The organism is Gordonia sp. w5E2, from assembly GCF_036540975.1.
GTDB lineage: Bacteria > Actinomycetota > Actinomycetes > Mycobacteriales > Mycobacteriaceae > Gordonia > Gordonia jacobaea.
In genome coordinates, this window is the sequence record NZ_CP144213.1 from 4,856,540 (window position 1) to 4,873,802 (window position 17,263).

The 17,263-nt window shown below is 64.9% G+C and carries 18 protein-coding genes; 10 read left to right on the forward strand and 8 right to left on the reverse strand.

What is annotated here, in order from left to right:
• Positions 1 to 2 precede the first annotated feature (2 nt).
• Positions 3 to 1,085, reverse strand: a complete 1,083-nt coding sequence (locus tag RND64_RS22000) for an alpha/beta hydrolase (protein ID WP_049699360.1) — start codon at positions 1,083 to 1,085, stop codon at positions 3 to 5.
• Positions 1,086 to 1,151: 66 nt separating this feature from the next.
• Here RND64_RS22000 and RND64_RS22005 point away from each other — a divergent pair, with 66 nt between their 5' ends.
• From RND64_RS22005 to RND64_RS22020, 4 genes are all read left to right on the forward strand, one after another.
• The gene (locus RND64_RS22005; RefSeq protein WP_049699359.1) at positions 1,152 to 2,012 is read left to right on the forward strand and encodes a ribokinase; all 861 of its coding nucleotides are present in this window, start codon (positions 1,152 to 1,154) and stop codon (positions 2,010 to 2,012) included.
• Between the two features lie 94 nt (positions 2,013 to 2,106).
• Positions 2,107 to 2,658 carry an AAA family ATPase gene (locus tag RND64_RS22010; RefSeq protein WP_049699358.1) on the forward strand — a complete coding sequence of 184 codons (552 nt, stop codon included), beginning with the start codon at positions 2,107 to 2,109 and terminating at the stop codon, positions 2,656 to 2,658.
• Between the two features lie 124 nt (positions 2,659 to 2,782).
• On the forward strand, positions 2,783 to 4,393 hold the full coding sequence (locus RND64_RS22015) for an HNH endonuclease signature motif containing protein (protein WP_049699357.1): 1,611 nt from the start codon (positions 2,783 to 2,785) through the stop codon (positions 4,391 to 4,393).
• 16 nt (positions 4,394 to 4,409) lie between these two features.
• Positions 4,410 to 4,640 (forward strand): hypothetical protein, encoded by a 231-nt coding sequence (locus RND64_RS22020; RefSeq protein ID WP_235434371.1) that lies wholly within the window; start codon positions 4,410 to 4,412, stop codon positions 4,638 to 4,640.
• A gap of 41 nt (positions 4,641 to 4,681) precedes the next feature.
• Here RND64_RS22020 and RND64_RS22025 read toward each other — a convergent pair whose 3' ends face one another.
• Complete coding sequence (locus RND64_RS22025) at positions 4,682 to 5,779, reverse strand: NAD(P)/FAD-dependent oxidoreductase (RefSeq protein ID WP_049699355.1); 1,098 nt, start codon at positions 5,777 to 5,779, stop codon at positions 4,682 to 4,684.
• Positions 5,780 to 5,883: 104 nt separating this feature from the next.
• Between RND64_RS22025 and RND64_RS22030 the strand changes: the two genes are divergently transcribed.
• Positions 5,884 to 6,453 (forward strand): type 1 glutamine amidotransferase domain-containing protein, encoded by a 570-nt coding sequence (locus tag RND64_RS22030; protein ID WP_049699354.1) that lies wholly within the window; start codon positions 5,884 to 5,886, stop codon positions 6,451 to 6,453.
• A gap of 6 nt (positions 6,454 to 6,459) precedes the next feature.
• Here the strand turns inward: RND64_RS22030 and RND64_RS22035 are convergent, their stop codons facing one another.
• Positions 6,460 to 6,945 (reverse strand): PPOX class F420-dependent oxidoreductase, encoded by a 486-nt coding sequence (locus RND64_RS22035; RefSeq protein WP_049699353.1) that lies wholly within the window; start codon positions 6,943 to 6,945, stop codon positions 6,460 to 6,462.
• A gap of 160 nt (positions 6,946 to 7,105) precedes the next feature.
• Between RND64_RS22035 and RND64_RS22040 the strand changes: the two genes are divergently transcribed.
• On the forward strand, positions 7,106 to 9,109 hold the full coding sequence (locus RND64_RS22040; RefSeq protein ID WP_049699352.1) for an OPT family oligopeptide transporter: 2,004 nt from the start codon (positions 7,106 to 7,108) through the stop codon (positions 9,107 to 9,109).
• A gap of 26 nt (positions 9,110 to 9,135) precedes the next feature.
• On the opposite strand, the gene RND64_RS22045 is transcribed toward RND64_RS22040, so the two are convergent.
• Positions 9,136 to 9,738, reverse strand: a complete 603-nt coding sequence (locus tag RND64_RS22045) for a TetR/AcrR family transcriptional regulator (RefSeq protein WP_049699351.1) — start codon at positions 9,736 to 9,738, stop codon at positions 9,136 to 9,138.
• A gap of 41 nt (positions 9,739 to 9,779) precedes the next feature.
• On the opposite strand from RND64_RS22045, the gene RND64_RS22050 reads away from it, so the two are divergent.
• The 3 genes from RND64_RS22050 (at position 9,780) to trxA (ending at position 12,493) form a co-directional block, all read left to right on the forward strand.
• Positions 9,780 to 10,922 carry a phosphotransferase family protein gene (locus RND64_RS22050; RefSeq protein ID WP_049699350.1) on the forward strand — a complete coding sequence of 381 codons (1,143 nt, stop codon included), beginning with the start codon at positions 9,780 to 9,782 and terminating at the stop codon, positions 10,920 to 10,922.
• Complete coding sequence (locus RND64_RS22055) at positions 10,922 to 12,037, forward strand: hypothetical protein (protein WP_049699349.1); 1,116 nt, start codon at positions 10,922 to 10,924, stop codon at positions 12,035 to 12,037. The genes RND64_RS22050 and RND64_RS22055 overlap by 1 nt, the downstream gene beginning before the upstream one ends.
• Positions 12,038 to 12,103: 66 nt before the next feature.
• Positions 12,104 to 12,493 (forward strand): thioredoxin, encoded by a 390-nt coding sequence (gene trxA, locus RND64_RS22060; protein ID WP_049699348.1) that lies wholly within the window; start codon positions 12,104 to 12,106, stop codon positions 12,491 to 12,493.
• Positions 12,494 to 12,497: 4 nt separating this feature from the next.
• Here the strand turns inward: trxA and RND64_RS22065 are convergent, their stop codons facing one another.
• From RND64_RS22065 to RND64_RS22075, 3 genes are read right to left on the reverse strand one after another with little or no spacing between them, the layout of a single operon-like run.
• Positions 12,498 to 12,932, reverse strand: a complete 435-nt coding sequence (locus RND64_RS22065; protein ID WP_049699347.1) for a hypothetical protein — start codon at positions 12,930 to 12,932, stop codon at positions 12,498 to 12,500.
• 3 nt (positions 12,933 to 12,935) lie between these two features.
• Positions 12,936 to 13,865 carry a cytochrome c oxidase assembly protein gene (locus RND64_RS22070; protein WP_049699346.1) on the reverse strand — a complete coding sequence of 310 codons (930 nt, stop codon included), beginning with the start codon at positions 13,863 to 13,865 and terminating at the stop codon, positions 12,936 to 12,938.
• A 3-nt stretch (positions 13,866 to 13,868) separates the two neighbouring features.
• On the reverse strand, positions 13,869 to 15,086 hold the full coding sequence (locus RND64_RS22075; RefSeq protein ID WP_049699345.1) for an NAD(P)/FAD-dependent oxidoreductase: 1,218 nt from the start codon (positions 15,084 to 15,086) through the stop codon (positions 13,869 to 13,871).
• A gap of 304 nt (positions 15,087 to 15,390) precedes the next feature.
• Between RND64_RS22075 and RND64_RS22080 the strand changes: the two genes are divergently transcribed.
• A complete protein-coding gene (locus RND64_RS22080) occupies positions 15,391 to 16,371 on the forward strand; it encodes an alpha/beta hydrolase (protein ID WP_235434370.1) in 981 nt (326 codons plus the stop codon).
• Positions 16,372 to 16,398: 27 nt separating this feature from the next.
• Here RND64_RS22080 and RND64_RS22085 read toward each other — a convergent pair whose 3' ends face one another.
• Complete coding sequence (locus RND64_RS22085; RefSeq protein ID WP_049699344.1) at positions 16,399 to 17,160, reverse strand: siderophore-interacting protein; 762 nt, start codon at positions 17,158 to 17,160, stop codon at positions 16,399 to 16,401.
• Positions 17,161 to 17,263: the final 103 nt, after the last annotated feature.

The window sequence follows — 17,263 nt, forward strand, 5'->3', positions numbered from 1 at the left end:
CGTCACTTGCGTTGCAGCACTTCTCGCGTGTCGAGGTCGTCGAGGAACTCTTCGACGCGCGGCCACGTCTGTTCCGCGGCGGCGTCGCCCGCGATCAAACCGAGATGACTGGTCTCGACCGTCTGGAAGTGCACTTCGGTTGAGCTGCCGAGAAGTTCGACGCCGTGGTGGGCCGCTTCCCAGCTCGCGATGGCGTCGCGGTGGCTGCCGAAGAGTTGGATGGGCTTGCGGATCGTCGTGAGATCGACGACGCGTCCGTCGAAATCGACTACACCCGACGCCAATTCGTCCCGGAAGACGAAGTTCTCCCACATCTGGAGCGATACCTTGCCCGCGTAGCCGGGCATGGCGTTCTGGAATCGGTCGATGACCTGCATACGGGCGAGTGCCTCATGGTCGTCGGCGTTGCGCATGATGTAGAGCGGCTTCTTGAGTTCACGGTCGGCGGCCAGGGCGCGGTAGGCGATACGCACCAGTGGCGCGGGAATGCCACCCATCACCTTGAGCGCGCCCGTGATCGGCGCGCCTCCGACCGGTCGCATGACCCGCTTGACGAGCGGGTACGGGGTCACTGCGTCGTAGTCGAGCGGCGTACCGATAGCGGTGAGGGAACGCACCGGCAGGTCGGGGTGCGCTGCGAGCATCAGGAGCGACACGGTCCCGCCCAGGCTCCAGGCGGCGGCGTCGAGCTCGTCGGCCGTGTAATCGGTGAGCACTCGGTCGATCGCCTGCGGCACGATGTCGTCGAAGTAGGTCTCGAAGCCGACCTGACGGTGCGCCTGCCCGACGTCACCGAAGTCGACGACGTACGGGATGCGTCCCGCGGCGAGGAGATGTTCGACGGCCGACTGTCCCGGCCCGAGGTCGTAGCAGCGAGCGGGCACCGCGAGTGGCGGGACCAGCAGGATCGGCGGCTTTCCGGACGCGCGGGCAGCCGCAACTTGTTCGGCGGTGCCGTAGCGACGCAGCGTGCGCTGCGGATCGTCGAAGAGCGTGACGTGAGGTGTCTCGGTGTCTGGCGCTACCTGATGTCCGCCGAGGATGCGTGCCAGTGTCTGCACTCGTTTCCAGCGTGACGCGGCCATCTGCACTCCTCTATCGCGGTGATCGAACAGCAATCTACGCGACGGGCCGACCGGCATACTCGGGGTATGGAGGCAACAGGTTCAGGATTGGTGGCTGTCGTCGGAACGTTGAATCTCGACCTGGTGGTCACACTCGCTCGCAGACCCGCCGTCGGCGAGACCGTCCTCGGTCGGTCGTTGACCGAGCGTCCCGGCGGCAAGGGAGCCAATCAGGCACGGGCCGCCGCCGCGGTCGCGTCAACCGCGCTGGTGGGGGCGACGGGTACCGACGCCGCCGGAGACCGGATGGTTTCCGATCTCGTCGACGTGGGCGTCGACGTCACGTACGTGCGTCGGGTATCGGGCACCAGCGGCCATGCGGTCATCGAGGTCGACGACGATGGCGACAACAGCATCATCGTGATCTCCGGCGCCAACAGCGAACTGACCCCCGACGATGTCGGCGCGGCACTCGACGCACTGCACCCGGCCGTCGTGATCACACAATTGGAATCACCCACCGAGGTCACCGCTGCAACCGCGAAGTGGTGCCACGACAACGGGATTCGTTTCGTCCTCAATCCCAGCCCGACGGCACCCGTTGACTCGTCGATACTCAGCGAGGCCGACCCGCTGATCGTCAATCAGATCGAGGCGGCGTACTACGCCGATTTGTCGGACGATGCCGAGCCGGCTGATCTCGCGCGAAAGTTGTTGACGATCAGCAGATCCGTGATCATCACGCGAGGTGGCGACGACGTGGTGGTCGCCGGAAGCGAATCTCTGGACATTCTCGACGTTCCGCAGGTCGACGTCGTGGACACCACGGGCGCGGGCGACGTCTTCGCGGGCACGCTTGTTGCGCATCTGGCCGACGGCGCAACACTTCTCGACGCCGCACGCGCCGCGAACAGGGCGTCGGCCGATCACGTTTCCGCGTCGAGATGAGGCGTGTTGGCTGTGGGCCGCAGACGACTCCCGCCCCCAACATGATTAGCGCGGGGCTCGGCTTGCCCGGCCACTGATACAGAAGGAGAAGCGCGTGCAGCGACCGTCGCGTGCAGTCGTGTTGTCGGGATGCTCGGGCGGCGGCAAGTCAACTGTGCTGGAGGACTTGGCTTCTCGCGGATTCGCCACGGTTGACGAACCGGGCAGACGGATCGTTCGCGACGAGCTCGCAACTGGTGGTCTAGCGTTGCCATGGGTGGACGCCACTGGCTTCGCTCACCGCTGCATAGATACTGCACGAGCCGACCTTGCCCACCACGAGCGCGATCAGTGGGTGTTCTTCGACCGCGGCCTCGTCGACGCCGACACCGCTCTGCGTCACTACGAGGGCGGTCATTGCACGGGTTCATCGGCATGCTCGATCGAGGAACTGCAGAGCTACCACAAGCGGGTCTTCTTCACGCCGCCGTGGCCGGAGCTGTACGCCAATGACGAAGAACGCCAACTGAATTTCACTGACGCTGTCGACGAGTACTCACGTTTGCTCGACGCCTATGAACGGCTCGGCTACAGCATCACCGTTCTGCCGAAAGTAGGCGTCACCGAGCGCTCAGACCTGATACTCGCCGAGCTGGACCTCCTGTGACTCGCTCTGATCCATAGAGCCTGGCCGACTTCGGAATCCGTTGCGCGACTTCGCCGCAAGACGGATTCCACAGGCCGCCGCGCAGGGAACGAGAATTGTCAGACCCCGTCTGTATGTTCGATGTATGTCCTTGGAAACCTTCCCCGACCCGGCCGACGCGGCCGGCGCCACAGGCGTGCCCGCGTCGCAGCCGCCGGTGCTCGCGCGTGTCGCGGAGGACAAATCCCTGTCGAAAACCGATCTGGTGGAGGTGATCGCGCACTGCGCGTCGACCATCGCGTCGGCACAGTTCCGTCTGTTGACGGCGATCAGTCTCATCCACGAGGAACACGAAGAAGACTACGGCGCCGAAATCGGCGAACTCACCGACGGCCGAGCCGACTCACCAGAAGCTGTGCGCGAGTTCGCTGCTCGCGGACAGACCGGCGACGACCCCCGCGCACAATACGGCCCAAATGGTTTGGAACGCACCATCTCCGACGTCGGCGCAGTCTTGTCGCTACCGCCGGGTCGGGCACGCGAACTGATCATCGACGCCCACGCCCTGCGCTACCGACTCCCCTACACCTCCTCACTCCTGGCCTGCGGGCGCATCGATCTGCAGCGGTTCCACATCGCTGTCGCCCGCACCAGCCTGTGCGGCCCCGACACCATCGACGAGGTCGACGCCCGCCTCACCGCAGCACTCTCAGCACGTGACCATTTGTCGACAACACGCTTTGCTGCGCTCGTCGATTCGGTTGTCGCCCACGTCGATGCCGACGCCGTCACACGACGTCGTGCCCGCATCGACGCCGACCGCAACATCCAGGTCCGGCCCGATCGGTGGACTCCCGGCCAATCCCGACTGACCGGCACCGTGCCCGCCGCCTCCGGCGCATTGATCGACCAACGCCTCACCCAACTCGCCACCAGCGTCCACGACGCCGACCCCCGCACCCACGCGCAACGTCGCGCCGACGCCCTGACCGCCTTCGCCAACGGCGACACCACCCTCGCCTGCCGATGCGACACCTGCACCACCCCCAACACCGAACCTGCTGACTCAGACTCCGACCCGACGCCAGCACCAATGCCGGTAGGTCCGCGCGCAATGATCCACGTGGTGGCGAATCAGTCCACCCTTGATGGTGAGGACGATCAGCCTGGCTACCTCGACGGTGTCGGGGTCATCGACGCCGACACCGTCCGCGAACTCGCCGCTAACGCAGCATTCGACTACCTCGACACGGGCGTCGGCGTCGGCGCTCTGGATCCGCGCCACCCCGACCACGCTGCGGCCGCCCGCGCCGCCTTGCGCTACGTGCCCAGCAAGAAGCTCCTCTCGCTGGTCCGCTCGGGGGAACTGTGCTGCACCTTCCCCGGGTGCACCAACCCGGTGTGGCACGCCGACGTCGATCACAGCACCCCATACGCCCACCACAACCCGTCCAGCGGTGGGTTGACCGTGCGCGCGAATCTCAAACCGCTGTGCCGGTTTCATCACCGCACCAAAACATTCGGCCGCTGGCGTGACTATCAACTCGACCTGCAGACAGCGATTTTCGTGTCCCCCACCGGGCACTGCTTTGTCGGCAACGCCTTCGGCGGACTCGACCTGTTCCCCAAACTCATCCCCACCAAACCACCAGATCATCCCGCGCGCCGAACCATCGACACCATCCACACCCAACGACGTGCCAAAGTCACACGCGCCGAAGAGAAGTGGAATGAAGATAACCCGCCTCCCTACTGATCACAATGCAGTGCATGTGAGCAGTCGCCAACCCGAGCAAGACGGCTGCTTCATTGCGCGCGGACCGTGGCAGCGCGACTACTTCGTCGACATGAACAACACCGGCGGGCCAGTCGACGTGTGGCGAGTCTCGAACATCGATCCCGAAGAGTTCGTGACCTCACCCGAGGGATACAGCTACGTGCCCGGCGCCATTGCGGCATCACAACTTGTCCTCACCGACACGGACATCCACCCGCGGGCGTGAGCCGCGCGAATATCGCGACGTCGACCATGGCCTTTCGCGGTTCAGCCCTGGTCGGCACCCAGCTCGTCGGCAGGGGTGAACGGGGTGGGAACCGAGCCCACGTCGACGGCAAGCGCGAGGGTCTCGCCGATCGTCGGTGCGTGCTTGAACAGGTTGTGCCCAGCTAGGGCGAAAACCGGTCCGTTCTGCCAGATCCCGACGCCGTCGTCGCCCCACGGCAGGGCGGTGACCCAACAGTGCACGATGCCGATCGGCGTCGGATCGAATCCTGGGAGTGCGCGCGACATATAGGCGCGGGCGTCGTGGGCATGGCGCGCGAGGGCGTCGCCGTCGACGATCGCGCCGTCGACGTCGGCATCGACCGAATCGGCGAGACCGAGGCCGTACGCCGACCTGTCCGGATAGGCGGCCGCGTAAATGCCACTGAAACCGAAGGCGTCACTACCGTCCTGCAACGTCGGAAGCCGACCGGCGCCATCGCGCACTGCGAACGACACCCGCACGTGCGCACCGAGTTTCACCGGGATCTCGATCCCGACGCCGCGCGCCAGCGCCGCAGTTCCACGCCCGGCACACACGACGGCCGCGGCGTGCTCACCCACCACCGTGGGGCAACGAACCTGCACGCCGTCGTCGACACTCCTCAGCGAGATAACCTGTTCGCGCACAACGTGATCGCCCAGACTCTGGGTGAGCAGTTCGATGGCCGATCGTGTGTGGATGGAGCCCGCAGAGGGATCGAACACCGCCGGGCCGTCGTAGTCGGCCAACTGCGGCAGTAGCGAATGCAACTCGTCCGACCCGATCTCACGCGCACCGATCTCCGAATACTGTTGCATCGCAGGCAATCTCCGTAGCACGGTGTCGCCGAGAGCGAGACCACCGTCGCCGGACACCAACGGCGCGCCGAGTTCGTCTTCCCATCGGCGCCAGTGCGCACGGGCGCGCACCGCGAGTTCGACGAGGCGCGGGTCGTCGTGCGCGTGCCGGAAGATCCGTGACTGCCCGGCCGACTGGCCGAATCCCGGCGTTCCGGTCTCGTACACCGTGACGGTCGATCCCTGTTGGGCCAGTTGATATGCGGTCGAGAGTCCGATGATCCCAGCGCCGATCACTGCCACGTCTGACGTCAGTGCCATGCCCTCACCGTACGTCCGCCCTGCGCATCCGCGTGCGGACCGGCGCGCCCATCTCGACGCGTACGGTCGAAGTAGGGGAGAACAAACGAGAGGAATCGTGTCACATGGCAGACGAACTCAATGGGATCACCGTCGCCTTTCTGGTCGCACCGGAGGGCATCGAGCAGGTCGAGTTGACCGAACCGTGGCGCGCCGTCGAAGAAACCGGCGGTACACCGAAACTCATATCCACCAGCGACGGCGAGGTGCAAGCGTTCAACCACCTCGACGCCGCCGACAAGTTCACCGTCGACGCGACAACCGATTCGGTCACAGCGGCCGACTTCGACGCGCTGGTCCTACCGGGCGGCGTCTCGAATCCGGATTTCCTGCGGACAGACGCATCTGCGGTCGCATTCGCCAAGGGCTTCTTCGATGCCGGCAAACCCGTCGCGGCGATCTGCCATGCACCATGGACGCTCGTCGAAGCCGACGTCGTGCGCGGACGCACACTCACCTCGTGGCCGAGCCTGCAGACCGACCTTCGCAATGCGGGCGCCACCTGGGTCGACGAGGAGTTGGTTGTCGACCGCGACGGCCCGAACACCCTGATCACCAGCCGCAAGCCCGACGACCTACCAGTGTTCGACGCTGCACTGGTCGCCGAGTTCGGACGGAGCAAGGTCGCTCACTGACCCGACCTACCCGTCCCGCGCGTCGAGCTCGGCGGCGATGTCGGCGGGAAAGCCGCCCGTGGCGACCGGACCCCAGGACGTCGGGGTGATGCGGATCAGCGACTTGTTCTGCACCCGCATCGCCGCGCGGTATTCGTCCCAGTCGGGATGCTCACCGGAGATCGATCTGAAGTAGTCGACGAGCCCGTCCTCGGCGTCGGGCATGTCCAACACCTCCGCGGTGCCGTTCACCTGGACCCAGGGTCCGTTCCATTCGTCGGACACGACGCACACGCTGACATTCGAATCACGTTTGGCATTAGAAGTTTTCGCTCGGCCCGGGTAGGTCGCGATGACGATGCGGCCGTCTTCGTCGACTCCGCCCGTCACCGGCGAGAGCTGCGGCGAGCCGTCGCGCCTGCGGGTGAGCAGCAGTAGATGATGACGCGGGCGAACGAAATCGAGAAGAGCATCACGGTCGACGGCGTCGGCGGTCGCAATTGTTCTGGCCATGCCTCGACCATACGTTCTGTGCCCCGACCCAACCTCTGCCCCGACACAGAAGGCCGCGCGCGTGCAACAACACACATCGCTGTGCCCTCGGCCTTAGAGTTGACGAACCAGTCTCGGCAGGCGACGGACACCGAGTGTCCGGGATGCGAGAGGAACTCAGATGTCCGTCACGGCTCCAGAACGTCCGACAGGTCTTCGCGAACTCACGCTGCGCGGGGTGATCCTCGGCGGCGTCATCACCCTGGTCTTCACGGCGGCCAACGTCTACCTCGGCCTCAAGGTCGGACTCACGTTCGCCACGGCGATCCCCGCAGCAGTCATCTCGATGGCTGTGCTGCGCAACTTCGCACATCACTCCATCGTCGAGAACAACATCGTCCAGACCATCGCGTCGGCCGCGGGAACGCTCTCGGCGATCATCTTCGTGATCCCCGGCCTCGTCATGGTCGGCTACTGGACGGGCTTTCCCTACTGGATCACCGTCGCGGTCTGCCTCGTCGGCGGCATTCTCGGCGTCATGTACTCCATCCCGCTACGCCGCGCACTCGTCACCGGATCGGACCTCCCCTACCCCGAAGGGGTTGCAGCCGCAGAGGTCCTCAAGGTCGGTGACACCGCAGAGGGAGGTCGACGCAACCGAATCGGACTGCGCGCCATCACGATCAGTGGCATCACGTCTGCGGTCTTCGCACTACTCGGCAACCTCAAACTGATCAGCACCGACGTCTCGACAGCGTTCCGGGTGGGTTCGGGCGGCACGATGGTCGGTGCGGGACTTCAACTCTCACTCATCGGCATCGGACATCTCGTCGGACTCACCGTCGGCCTCGCCATGTTCCTCGGTGTCATCATCTCGTACGGCGTCATCCTCCCGATCAAATCCGCCGGAGAGTTCGCCGCCAACTCCGACGTCGCAGACGTCGTCAGCACAGTGTTCAAGAACGACGTCCGATTCGTCGGTGCGGGTGCCATCGCGATCGCCGCGATCTGGACCCTGCTCAAGCTCATCGCCCCCATCGTCAAGGGCATCGTCGACGCTCTGGCATCAGCTCGCGCACGCCGCGAGGGTGTCACCGTCGACATCACCGAGCGCGACATCCCCTTCCCCATCGTCGGCGGAACCATCGTCTTCATGCTGCTCCCGATCGGACTCCTCCTCTGGGACTTCGTACACGGCACAGCACTCTCCGGAACTGCGGGCGGAATCATCGCCGCCACAGTTCTTTTCATCTTCATCATCGGCATGGTGATCGCTGCGGTATGCGGCTACATGGCAGGCCTCATCGGATCGTCGAACTCCCCGATCTCAGGCGTCGGCATCCTCGCCGTGATCATCGCCGCACTGCTCATCAAGTTCGTCTACGGCGCCGCCGATCCCGCGCAGTCGTCGACGCTCGTCGCGTTCACACTCTTCGCAACGGCGATCGTGTTCGGCGTCGCGACCATCTCCAACGACAACCTGCAAGACCTCAAGACCGGCCAGCTGGTGGGCGCGACACCGTGGAAACAGCAGGTGGCGTTGATCATCGGCGTGTGCTTCGGTTCGCTGGTCATCCCACCGATCCTCGGGGTGATGAACACCGCCTTCGGATTCGACGGCGCACCGGGCGCCGGAGCCGACGCCCTGCCCGCCCCCCAGGCGAGTCTGATCTCCGAGCTCGCCAAGGGTGTCTTCGGCAACGATCTGAACTGGTCCATGCTCGGCCTGGGAGTCGCCATCGGAGCGGTCGTGATCGTCATCGACGAGGTCGGCCATCGCGTGAACAAGAAGGTCGCCCTCCCGCCGCTCGCTGTCGGCATGGGGATGTACCTGCCGATGTCCGTGACGCTGATGATCACGGTCGGCGCGATTCTCGGTCACTTCTACAACAAGTGGTGCGAGCGCGTCGGCGGCGACGTCGCACAGAAGAAGCGGATCGGCGTGCTCGTCGCGACGGGACTCATCGTCGGCGAGGCGTTGTGGAGCGTGGTCTATGCGGGCATCGTCGCGGCGACAGGCGACGATGGCGTGCTTTCGATCGTCGGCGACGGCTGGGCCAACGGCTCGCAGATCGTCGGCGTGATCGCCTTCGTCGTCGTCGTCCTCGGCATGTACAAGGTGACCGAGATCCTCGCCAAGCGCAGCGAAGACGACGACCCCGCACCGGATCTCACAAAGAAGTGAGCATGCTTCGACGACCCGCCAGCCGCTCAGTCCACGAGAACACCGTGTTCGAGGATGGCGAGAATTCCTGCGCCCCAATCGTTATCCAGCTCGACGTCCGGTAACAGCAACGCCCGCAACATCGCCGCACCGCCCATCATCTCGACGACGCGGTCAGGATCTGTGCCCGCACGCACCTCACCCTTGTCGACCGCGGCCACGAGCCGCTCCCGAAACGCGGCGAACACACTCGCGAACCCCTCGAGCACACGACGATGGAGTTCGGGATCGGCCGCCATATCGGTGACCAACCCCGGCAACGCGGCACGGGTCACCGGCGAGTTGAACACCTCGCGCGCACGGTTGACCATCACCTCGAGATCATCGGCGACGTGGCCCGTCGACGCCGACAAGACCGTCATGCCGGAGAAGGTCGCGTCGTGCACCAGATCCTGCTTGCCCGACCACCGTCGGTAGATCGCCGTCTTGGTGGTGCCCGCCCGCTCGGCGACGGCCGATACGGTCAGCCGCGCATATCCCAGTTCCACCAACAGTTCTCGCGCCGCTGCGAGCACCGCCACGTCGATCGCGCCGTCGCGGGGACGACCTTTTCCGAAAACCTTGCCATCCGTCGTCGTATCTGGTGTCATAACGCTACTCAGCGTAGCGTAATCCGGCGAAAGGACTCGCCATGAGCACCCGACCCACTCTCGAGGAACTCGACCACCTGCAGCGATCGGAACGCGACACCGCGACGATCCCGACGTTGCTGGCGGAATGGCTCAGCGAACTGCTACCGCCGGGTGCCAACCCGAGCGTGACCGTCGACGCGGGCATCGAAGCCAACGGCATGTCGTCGGAAACCGTCATGCTCACCGGCCACTGGACCGAGAATGGCGTTGCGCAAGAACAACAGTGGGTGATGCGGATGCAGCCACGCCCCGCCGATATTCCGGTGTTCGCGGAATACCACCTCGACTACCAATTCGAGGCGATGCGCCTCGCCGCACAACTGACCGACCTGCCCATCCCCACCACGCGTTGGCTCGAACCGACCGGCGACGTACTCGGCTCACCCTTCTTCCTGATGGACCGCGTCGACGGCCTCGTCCCTCCCGACGTGATGCCCTACACCTTCGGCGACAACTGGTTCTTCGACGCCCCCGCCGACAAGCGCAGATCCCTTCAGGACGCGACAATCGGCGTCGTCGCGACACTGCATTCAATTCCCGACGCGCAGAACACCTTTGGGTTCCTCGACCAGCGCGACGACGCGTCGTCGACTCCCTTAGGTCGACGCCTCGACGAGCTACAGCGCTTCTACGACTTCGCCGCAGACGATCTCGGCCGCTCACCGCTCCTCGACCGCGCAATGGTCTGGCTCGACACCCACTTCCCCACCGAGATCGCGGCCGGCGAGACGGTCTTCAACTGGGGCGACGCGCGCATCGGCAACGTGATCTATCAGGACTTCTCACCCGCCGCCGTCCTCGATTGGGAGATGGCAACTCTGGGTCCACGCGAACTCGACATCGCGTGGTTGATATTCGCCCACAACGTCTTTCAAGAACTGGTCGGCCTCGCGAGCATGCCAGGTCTACCCGACGTGCTCCGCGAGGACGACGTCCGTGCCACCTACCGCAAGCTCACCGGCGTCGAACTCGGCGACCTGCACTGGTTCTACCTGTACTCGGCGGTGATCTGGGGAGTGATCTTCATGCGCACCGCGTCACGACGCATCCACTTCGGCGAGATGGCGCCCCCAACCGACATCGACGCCGAGCTGTTCTACCACCGCCCACTATTGCAGCGACTACTCGACGAGGAGATCTGATGCTGGGACCACTCGACGAGTATCCGGTTCACCAACTGCCCCAACCGATTGCGTGGCCGGGCAGCTCCGACCGCAACTTCTACGACCGCTGCTACTTCAACGCCCACGACCGCACCGGCGACATCTTCCTCGTGACCGGCCTCGGTTACTACCCCAACCTCGGGGTCAAGGATGCGTTCGTCGTGATCCGCCGCGGCGACGAACAGACCGCGGTGCACCTGTCCGACGCGATCGATCAGAATCGGCTCGACCAGCACGTCGGCGGCTACCGCATCGAGGTGATCGACCCACTCCACACGATCCGCCTCACCCTCGAAACCACCGACGGGATCTCCTTCGACCTGACGTGGAACGGACTATTCGACGTCGTGCAGGAGTTGCCGCATGTGATGCGCAGCGGCAACCGGATCACGTTGGACGCGCAGCGTTTTGCCCAACTCGGGTCGTGGTCGGGGTGGATCCGCGTCGACGAGACCGAGATCGCCGTCGAACCGTCGACGTGGATCGGGAGCCGGGATCGCTCCTGGGGCATCCGGCCCGTCGGAGAAGCCGAACCCACCGGACGTCCCGCCGACCCGCCGTTCGACGGTATGTGGTGGACCTACGTCCCCATCGCATTCGACGACTTCGAGCTCGTGCTGATCGTCCAGGAGTCGCCCGACGGCATCCGCACGCTCAACGACTGCTCCCGGGTCTGGAAGGACGGCCGCGTCGAACAGCTCGGCTGGCCGCGATTCGACATCCATTACCGTTCCGGAACCCGCGAGGTCACGGGCGCGACCATCGCGGCAACCGCCGCAGACGGTGCACCGATCACCTTCGAGGTCGACTCGCTGCTCGCGGCACCGCTGCACGTCGGCGGCGGATACGGCGGCGATTCCGACTGGCAACACGGCATGTGGCGCGGCGAGGGTTTCACCGAACGCGTCACCTACGACATGACCGATCCCGCAGTCGTCGGACGAATCGCATTCGGTGCCACCGACCACGTGGCACGTGTGCGGTGCCGCGAAGCCGACGGCACAACGCGCGAGGGCTGGGGCATGTTCGAGCACTTCTGCCTCGGCAGACACGACCCGACCGGGTTCACCGATTGGCTCGACGTCGCCCCGTAGCGATCCCGCCGCGTCGATGGTGCGCGAGCACATGACGGGCGTGTTCAGCGTGCGTACCGTGGACTCATGAGCACACAAGAGATCACGCTTGGCAATTTCGAGGACACCATTTCGGCCGGCGGTACCGTGCTGGTCGATTTCTGGGCGGAATGGTGCGGCCCGTGCCGACAGTTCGCCCCGACCTTCGAGAAGGCGTCGGAGACTCACCCCGACATCGTGTTCGGCAAGGTCGACACCGAGGCCGAACAGCAGCTCGCAGCGGGCTTCGGCATCCAGTCGATCCCGACGCTGATGGCTTTCCGCGACGGTGTGCTGGTCTTCAATCAGCCGGGTGCACTCCCGCCGGCTCAGCTCGAGCAGCTCATCACCGCGGTGAACGATCTCGACATGGATCAGGTGCGCGCCGAGATCGCCGCCGCCGACGCCGCACAGGGCGGCAACCAGCAGGAGTCCTGAACTCCTAGAACCGCCCGGCGACGAAACCGGCGAACAGCACGAGAAAGCCGCCGATCTCGCCGACCATCAGCGCGATCATCGACACCCGCAGCACCGGGTCTTCGCGGGCGAACTGGTTGGTGGTGTCGCGCAGCATGCCGTGCATGATGTAGCTGCCGATAGCTCCGACGAAGAACACCACCATCACCATCGCGGCGGCGAGGTTCAACCACGTCGGCCATGCGCTGAGGTAGACGAAGACAGCGACGAGAGCGGTCGCGAACGCGTAGAGCAGCGCCGACCGGTGAGCGATGTCGACGTACGGATGCGCCAGGTGGTCGGGCGAGTTGCGCATCTGCTCGTACTTCCAGACCCCGAGAATCAGGGCAAGAAGGAACACCAGGCCCGATGCCCCGAGAGTGATCGCGGTCGCGTAATCGAGGTCGACGGTTGTGCGCATCGCCTAACGATATCTGTCCCGCAAATTGGGATCCGACTCCCACCACAATCCGCTCGTGGCGTCATCGGCGTCGGGGACGGCCGCCTCGTCACTCGACTCCAGCGCGGCGTCGACCTGCTTTTCGGCCTCGCGTTCGTCGGTACGGAAGCGTCGGAACAGCACCATGAGAAAAGGCAGTCCGACGACGTCGCCGAGAATCCAGAGAATGCCCGCACCGATCGTCTGATCCATGCGCAGACTCGGACCCCAGGTTCTGTGCAGTGCCGTGTAGTAGTCGACCGCCACCAGCGACCCCTGCCACAGCACGATCCCGAGCAGTCCGTCTGCGATGCTCTCGACCGTGGTGATGCCGAGCGACAACGCCTGCGGGTATCTGCGCGGAACCGGATCGACCTGCAGGCGTGCATAGAAGTACCCGACGCCGATCGCCACCAGTAGTAGACGCGTCGCGACGTCGACCGACTCGTCGCGCAGCACCAGCTCGTACCACCCGGTGAAGTAGATCAGCCAGGGCACGCTGAGCATCAGCGCCGACGTCGGGATCGGCCCGAGCAGCACGCGTGCAGCCCGGCTGTTCATCGCGGCGTCGAGTCGTGCACGGCCGCGCGAGCCGAGTGCTTCGCGCAGCACCGTCACGGGTCGGCCCAGGGCCAGGCCGAATGGCGCAACCAGCAGTAGCAGCACGAACTGCAGCGCACGGACCCAGAACAGGGTGTCGGCGTAGACGCCGACCACGCTGACCCCCGCGAGCAGCCAGACTCCGACGCCGAGGACGGTGAACACACACGCGGACCCGCGCGAGACCGTCGAGCTTCGCCGCCAACCCGCCCAGTAGACGGCCAGGACCGCTGCCACGATCACCGTGGTGACCGTGTCGAGGCGCCAGGAGATGAGCGCGACGTCGAAGGTCAGCGGAGTTGTCGACGCGTGCACGACTTACAAGTCTGCAAGTGCCACAGACGAATCGGCAAGAGCGTCCGGGTCGACGGGGTCTCCGCCGAGGATCAGTTGCTTGATGCCGTCGAGCTGATCCCAGATGTTGACCTGCATGCCCGCAAGGACGGTGTTGTCGCCGTCGAGCCAGAAGACGACGAACTCACGACCCGGCACGTCACCGCGGAAGACGACCTTCTCGTAGCCGTCGGCCAGTCCGCTGTACTCCATGCCGAGGTCGTACTGGTCGGTGAAAAAATACGGCAGGTTCTCGTACTCGGCGCTGCCACCGAGCATGTTGGTGACGGCGACGGCCGGTTGGTTCAGGGCATTCGCCCAGTGTTCGACGCGCACCCGACGTTCGAGGATCGGATGCTCGGCATTCGCGATATCGCCGACGACGTAGATGTCGGGGTCGCTGCTACGCAAGCCCGCGTTGACCAGCACGCCACCACCGTCGATGTCGAGTCCCGCAGACTCCGCGACGTCGAGGTTGGGAACAGCGCCCGCGGCGATCAGTACCGTGTCGGCAGCAATGGTGTCGCCGTCGGCGAGACGCAATCCCGTCGCCGCGCCGTTCTCGGTGGTGATCTCGGCGACCTTGACCTCGGTCCGAAGGTCGACGCCGTGCTCGCGGTGCAGGTCGGCGAAGACCTGGGCCACCTCCGGCCCCAGCGCACGCAGCAGCGGGAGCTTCGATGCCTCTGCGATCGCCACCTCGACCCCGCGCTCACGCGCGGACGCCGCGACCTCCATGCCGATCCAGCCCGCTCCGACGATCGCCAGGCGCGACCCCTCGGTGAGCGTCTCGCGGATCGCGCGGGCATCGTCGACGGTCCGCAGGTAGTGGACGCCCGAGGCGTCGGCACCCGGCAGGTCGATAACCCGCGACGACGAGCCCGTGGCCAGCAGCAACTTGTCGTAGGACACCGTCGAACCGTCGGGGAGCGACACTGTCTTGCCAGCGGCGTCGACCTTCTCGATACGGGTTCCCGGACGGAACTCGACGCGCTGGTCGAGGTACCAATCGGTGTCGTGGACCGTGAACTCCGACAGGTCCTGCTTGCCCTGCATGAATTCCTTCGACAACGGCGGACGTTCGTACGGAAGCTCGTTCTCGACGCCGAAGATCACGACGTCGCCGTCGAAATCTTGTTCACGTAGCGCCTCGGCGGCCTTTGCCCCCGCCAGCCCTCCTCCGACTATCGCAATCGTTGTCACAGCGCAGACCTTCCGCCTCGGTAAAAGAATTCCTTCGTGGTGCAGTTACTCGGACTCGACTCCAACGCTACGCGTCGACCCAGCACACGCTGGGCAAACGGCGCATGATGATCACGAAACAATCACGGCGGATTTGTCGGATTGGCGAAGTACACAGGCGTTGGTGCGTCAATATTTGCCGACTTCGTATTACCAAATGATAACGACGCGCTGTAGGCTCAATCGCGATTCCTGAATCGACTGTCACCGATCGGACGATCGGACAACTCTCGAATTCATGTTCTCCTAATGGAAGTGGTCGCTCGTGTCCCACACGCGTCGTCGGGTCCTGCCCGTCTCAGTCCTGATTGTGGCGCTGGCCCTCGTGGTCGGCTTGATCTCCGGTGCCGGTGGCGCGCATGCGTGGGGTCCGCCCGCCAAGCAGATCAAGGGCTTCATCAACGAGCAGATCTACAACTACGGCATGGACCACCCGGTCTCTGTCCGCGCATGGCCGTCGCAAACCACCAACCCGCGCAATGCGCCGACGGTGATCTTCCTCGACGGCCTGCGCGCCACCAATGATTTCAACGGCTGGGAGCGGGAGACCAACGTCGCCTACCTGGCACTGCGTGGTTACAACGTCGTCATGCCGATCGGTGGCCAGTCGTCGTTCTATGCCGATTGGCAGCGAGCATCGGCCAGCGCGGGCCAGCGCAATCCGTACCGCTGGGAGAGCGTGCTCAAGGGCAGCCTTCCGCGGTTCCTCGACAACCACGGCTTCCGTAACCGCACACTCGTCGGCCTCTCGATGTCGGCGAGCCAGGCCGTGATCATCGGCAACGAACGGCGCGATCTCTACCAGCGCGTGGTCTCGATGTCGGGCTTCATGAACCTCGTCGCGACCGGCATGCAGACCATGCTGCGCGCAGCGGCCTGGGATGCCGGCCACTACAACCTCAACGACATGTGGGGCTGGTTCCCCAACGGGCAAGCCTTCCAGCATTCGCCGACGGAAAACCTTCCGGCGATGAACGGCCTGCACCTGTGGATGTACGCGGGCACCGGCGTGTGGGGCGATCACCAGCCTCCCGGCGCCAACAACACCGACTTCTACATCACCGGATTCAACTCGACGGCGATCGAGGCGGTCTCCGGTGAGCAGAGCCGCACCTTCGCGCTCGCAGCACCGCTATTCGGCGTGAACCTGCGCACCGACTTCCCGATCACCGGAACCCACGCGTGGGGTTACTGGCAGCAGGCGATCTGGAACATCTACAACAACGGTTGGTTCCGCAACGGATAAGCGGTGCGCTACCGGCGCCCGGATCGGTCAGGACGGATCGATACCGGTGCGCCAGTACGCCTGGGCTTTGACCGCTTTCTTGTCGAGCTTGTAGTCGGTCTTGAACACGCCCGCGATCGCGCGGGTCGCGGTCATGTCCAGCGCCACCCACGCGAAGTGGTCCGACGCGTCGAACGCCGCTGCCCGCACCTGCTCGACGATCGCGCTGCCGTCTGACCCGCGGTCGACGTAGCTCAGCGTGTCGTGCTCACGCACCGCGATCGGCAGTTCCTTGTCGTCGCCGTGGGAGACCTCGAACCAGATCGTCGCGGGAACGGTCGGCGTCGACGCAGTCAGGGCTTCCAGGAGCGAGTTGATCGCCGGTAGCGCTGCGGGATCACCCGCGATGAGCCACCCCTTCGGCGCGGGTTCGGGAAGCGCGAACTTCGATCCCATGAACGTCGCGCTGATCACGTCTCCCGGCTGTGCCGAGAGCGCCCAGCGTGGCGCAGCGCCGTCGTGGATCGCGAACTCGATCGAGAAGGTGTCGGAGGCGGGGTCGGGATCGACGAGGGTGTATCCGCGCTGGTGGATCTTGCCGTGCTTGTTCACGAACCACATACGAATCCACATGGTCGGATGCACCGGGCGATCCTTGAGCAGTCCCCCGCCGACGAAATCGACGCGGACATAGTGATCGGTGATTTGCCGCATACCGGTCACGGTGAGTTCGTAGTCGTCGGCCCCCATGAGCTTGAGGACCGCGCCCTGCCAGCCACGCGACTTATTCTTCGTGGGTGATTCGACCATTTCTCGACCTTCCGTCCGCGCATCGCCGCCTGTTTGTGAGGGTAGCCTACCTTTTCTCGGTGTCGTGACCGCTCTCCGTCTCACCCATCCCGACCGATGGCCA

Coding starts and splice junctions, on each gene's coding strand:
- RND64_RS22065 (WP_049699347.1), bottom strand. CDS start 12,932: ATGCGCACAACCGTCGACCTCGATTACGCGACCGCGATCACTCTCGGG.
- RND64_RS22015 (WP_049699357.1), top strand. CDS start 2,783: ATGTCCTTGGAAACCTTCCCCGACCCGGCCGACGCGGCCGGCGCCACA.
- trxA (WP_049699348.1), top strand. CDS start 12,104: ATGAGCACACAAGAGATCACGCTTGGCAATTTCGAGGACACCATTTCG.
- RND64_RS22045 (WP_049699351.1), bottom strand. CDS start 9,738: ATGACACCAGATACGACGACGGATGGCAAGGTTTTCGGAAAAGGTCGT.
- RND64_RS22040 (WP_049699352.1), top strand. CDS start 7,106: ATGTCCGTCACGGCTCCAGAACGTCCGACAGGTCTTCGCGAACTCACG.
- RND64_RS22030 (WP_049699354.1), top strand. CDS start 5,884: ATGGCAGACGAACTCAATGGGATCACCGTCGCCTTTCTGGTCGCACCG.
- RND64_RS22025 (WP_049699355.1), bottom strand. CDS start 5,779: ATGGCACTGACGTCAGACGTGGCAGTGATCGGCGCTGGGATCATCGGA.
- RND64_RS22035 (WP_049699353.1), bottom strand. CDS start 6,945: ATGGCCAGAACAATTGCGACCGCCGACGCCGTCGACCGTGATGCTCTT.
- RND64_RS22005 (WP_049699359.1), top strand. CDS start 1,152: ATGGAGGCAACAGGTTCAGGATTGGTGGCTGTCGTCGGAACGTTGAAT.
- RND64_RS22000 (WP_049699360.1), bottom strand. CDS start 1,085: ATGGCCGCGTCACGCTGGAAACGAGTGCAGACACTGGCACGCATCCTC.
- RND64_RS22050 (WP_049699350.1), top strand. CDS start 9,780: ATGAGCACCCGACCCACTCTCGAGGAACTCGACCACCTGCAGCGATCG.
- RND64_RS22055 (WP_049699349.1), top strand. CDS start 10,922: ATGCTGGGACCACTCGACGAGTATCCGGTTCACCAACTGCCCCAACCG.
- RND64_RS22085 (WP_049699344.1), bottom strand. CDS start 17,160: ATGGTCGAATCACCCACGAAGAATAAGTCGCGTGGCTGGCAGGGCGCG.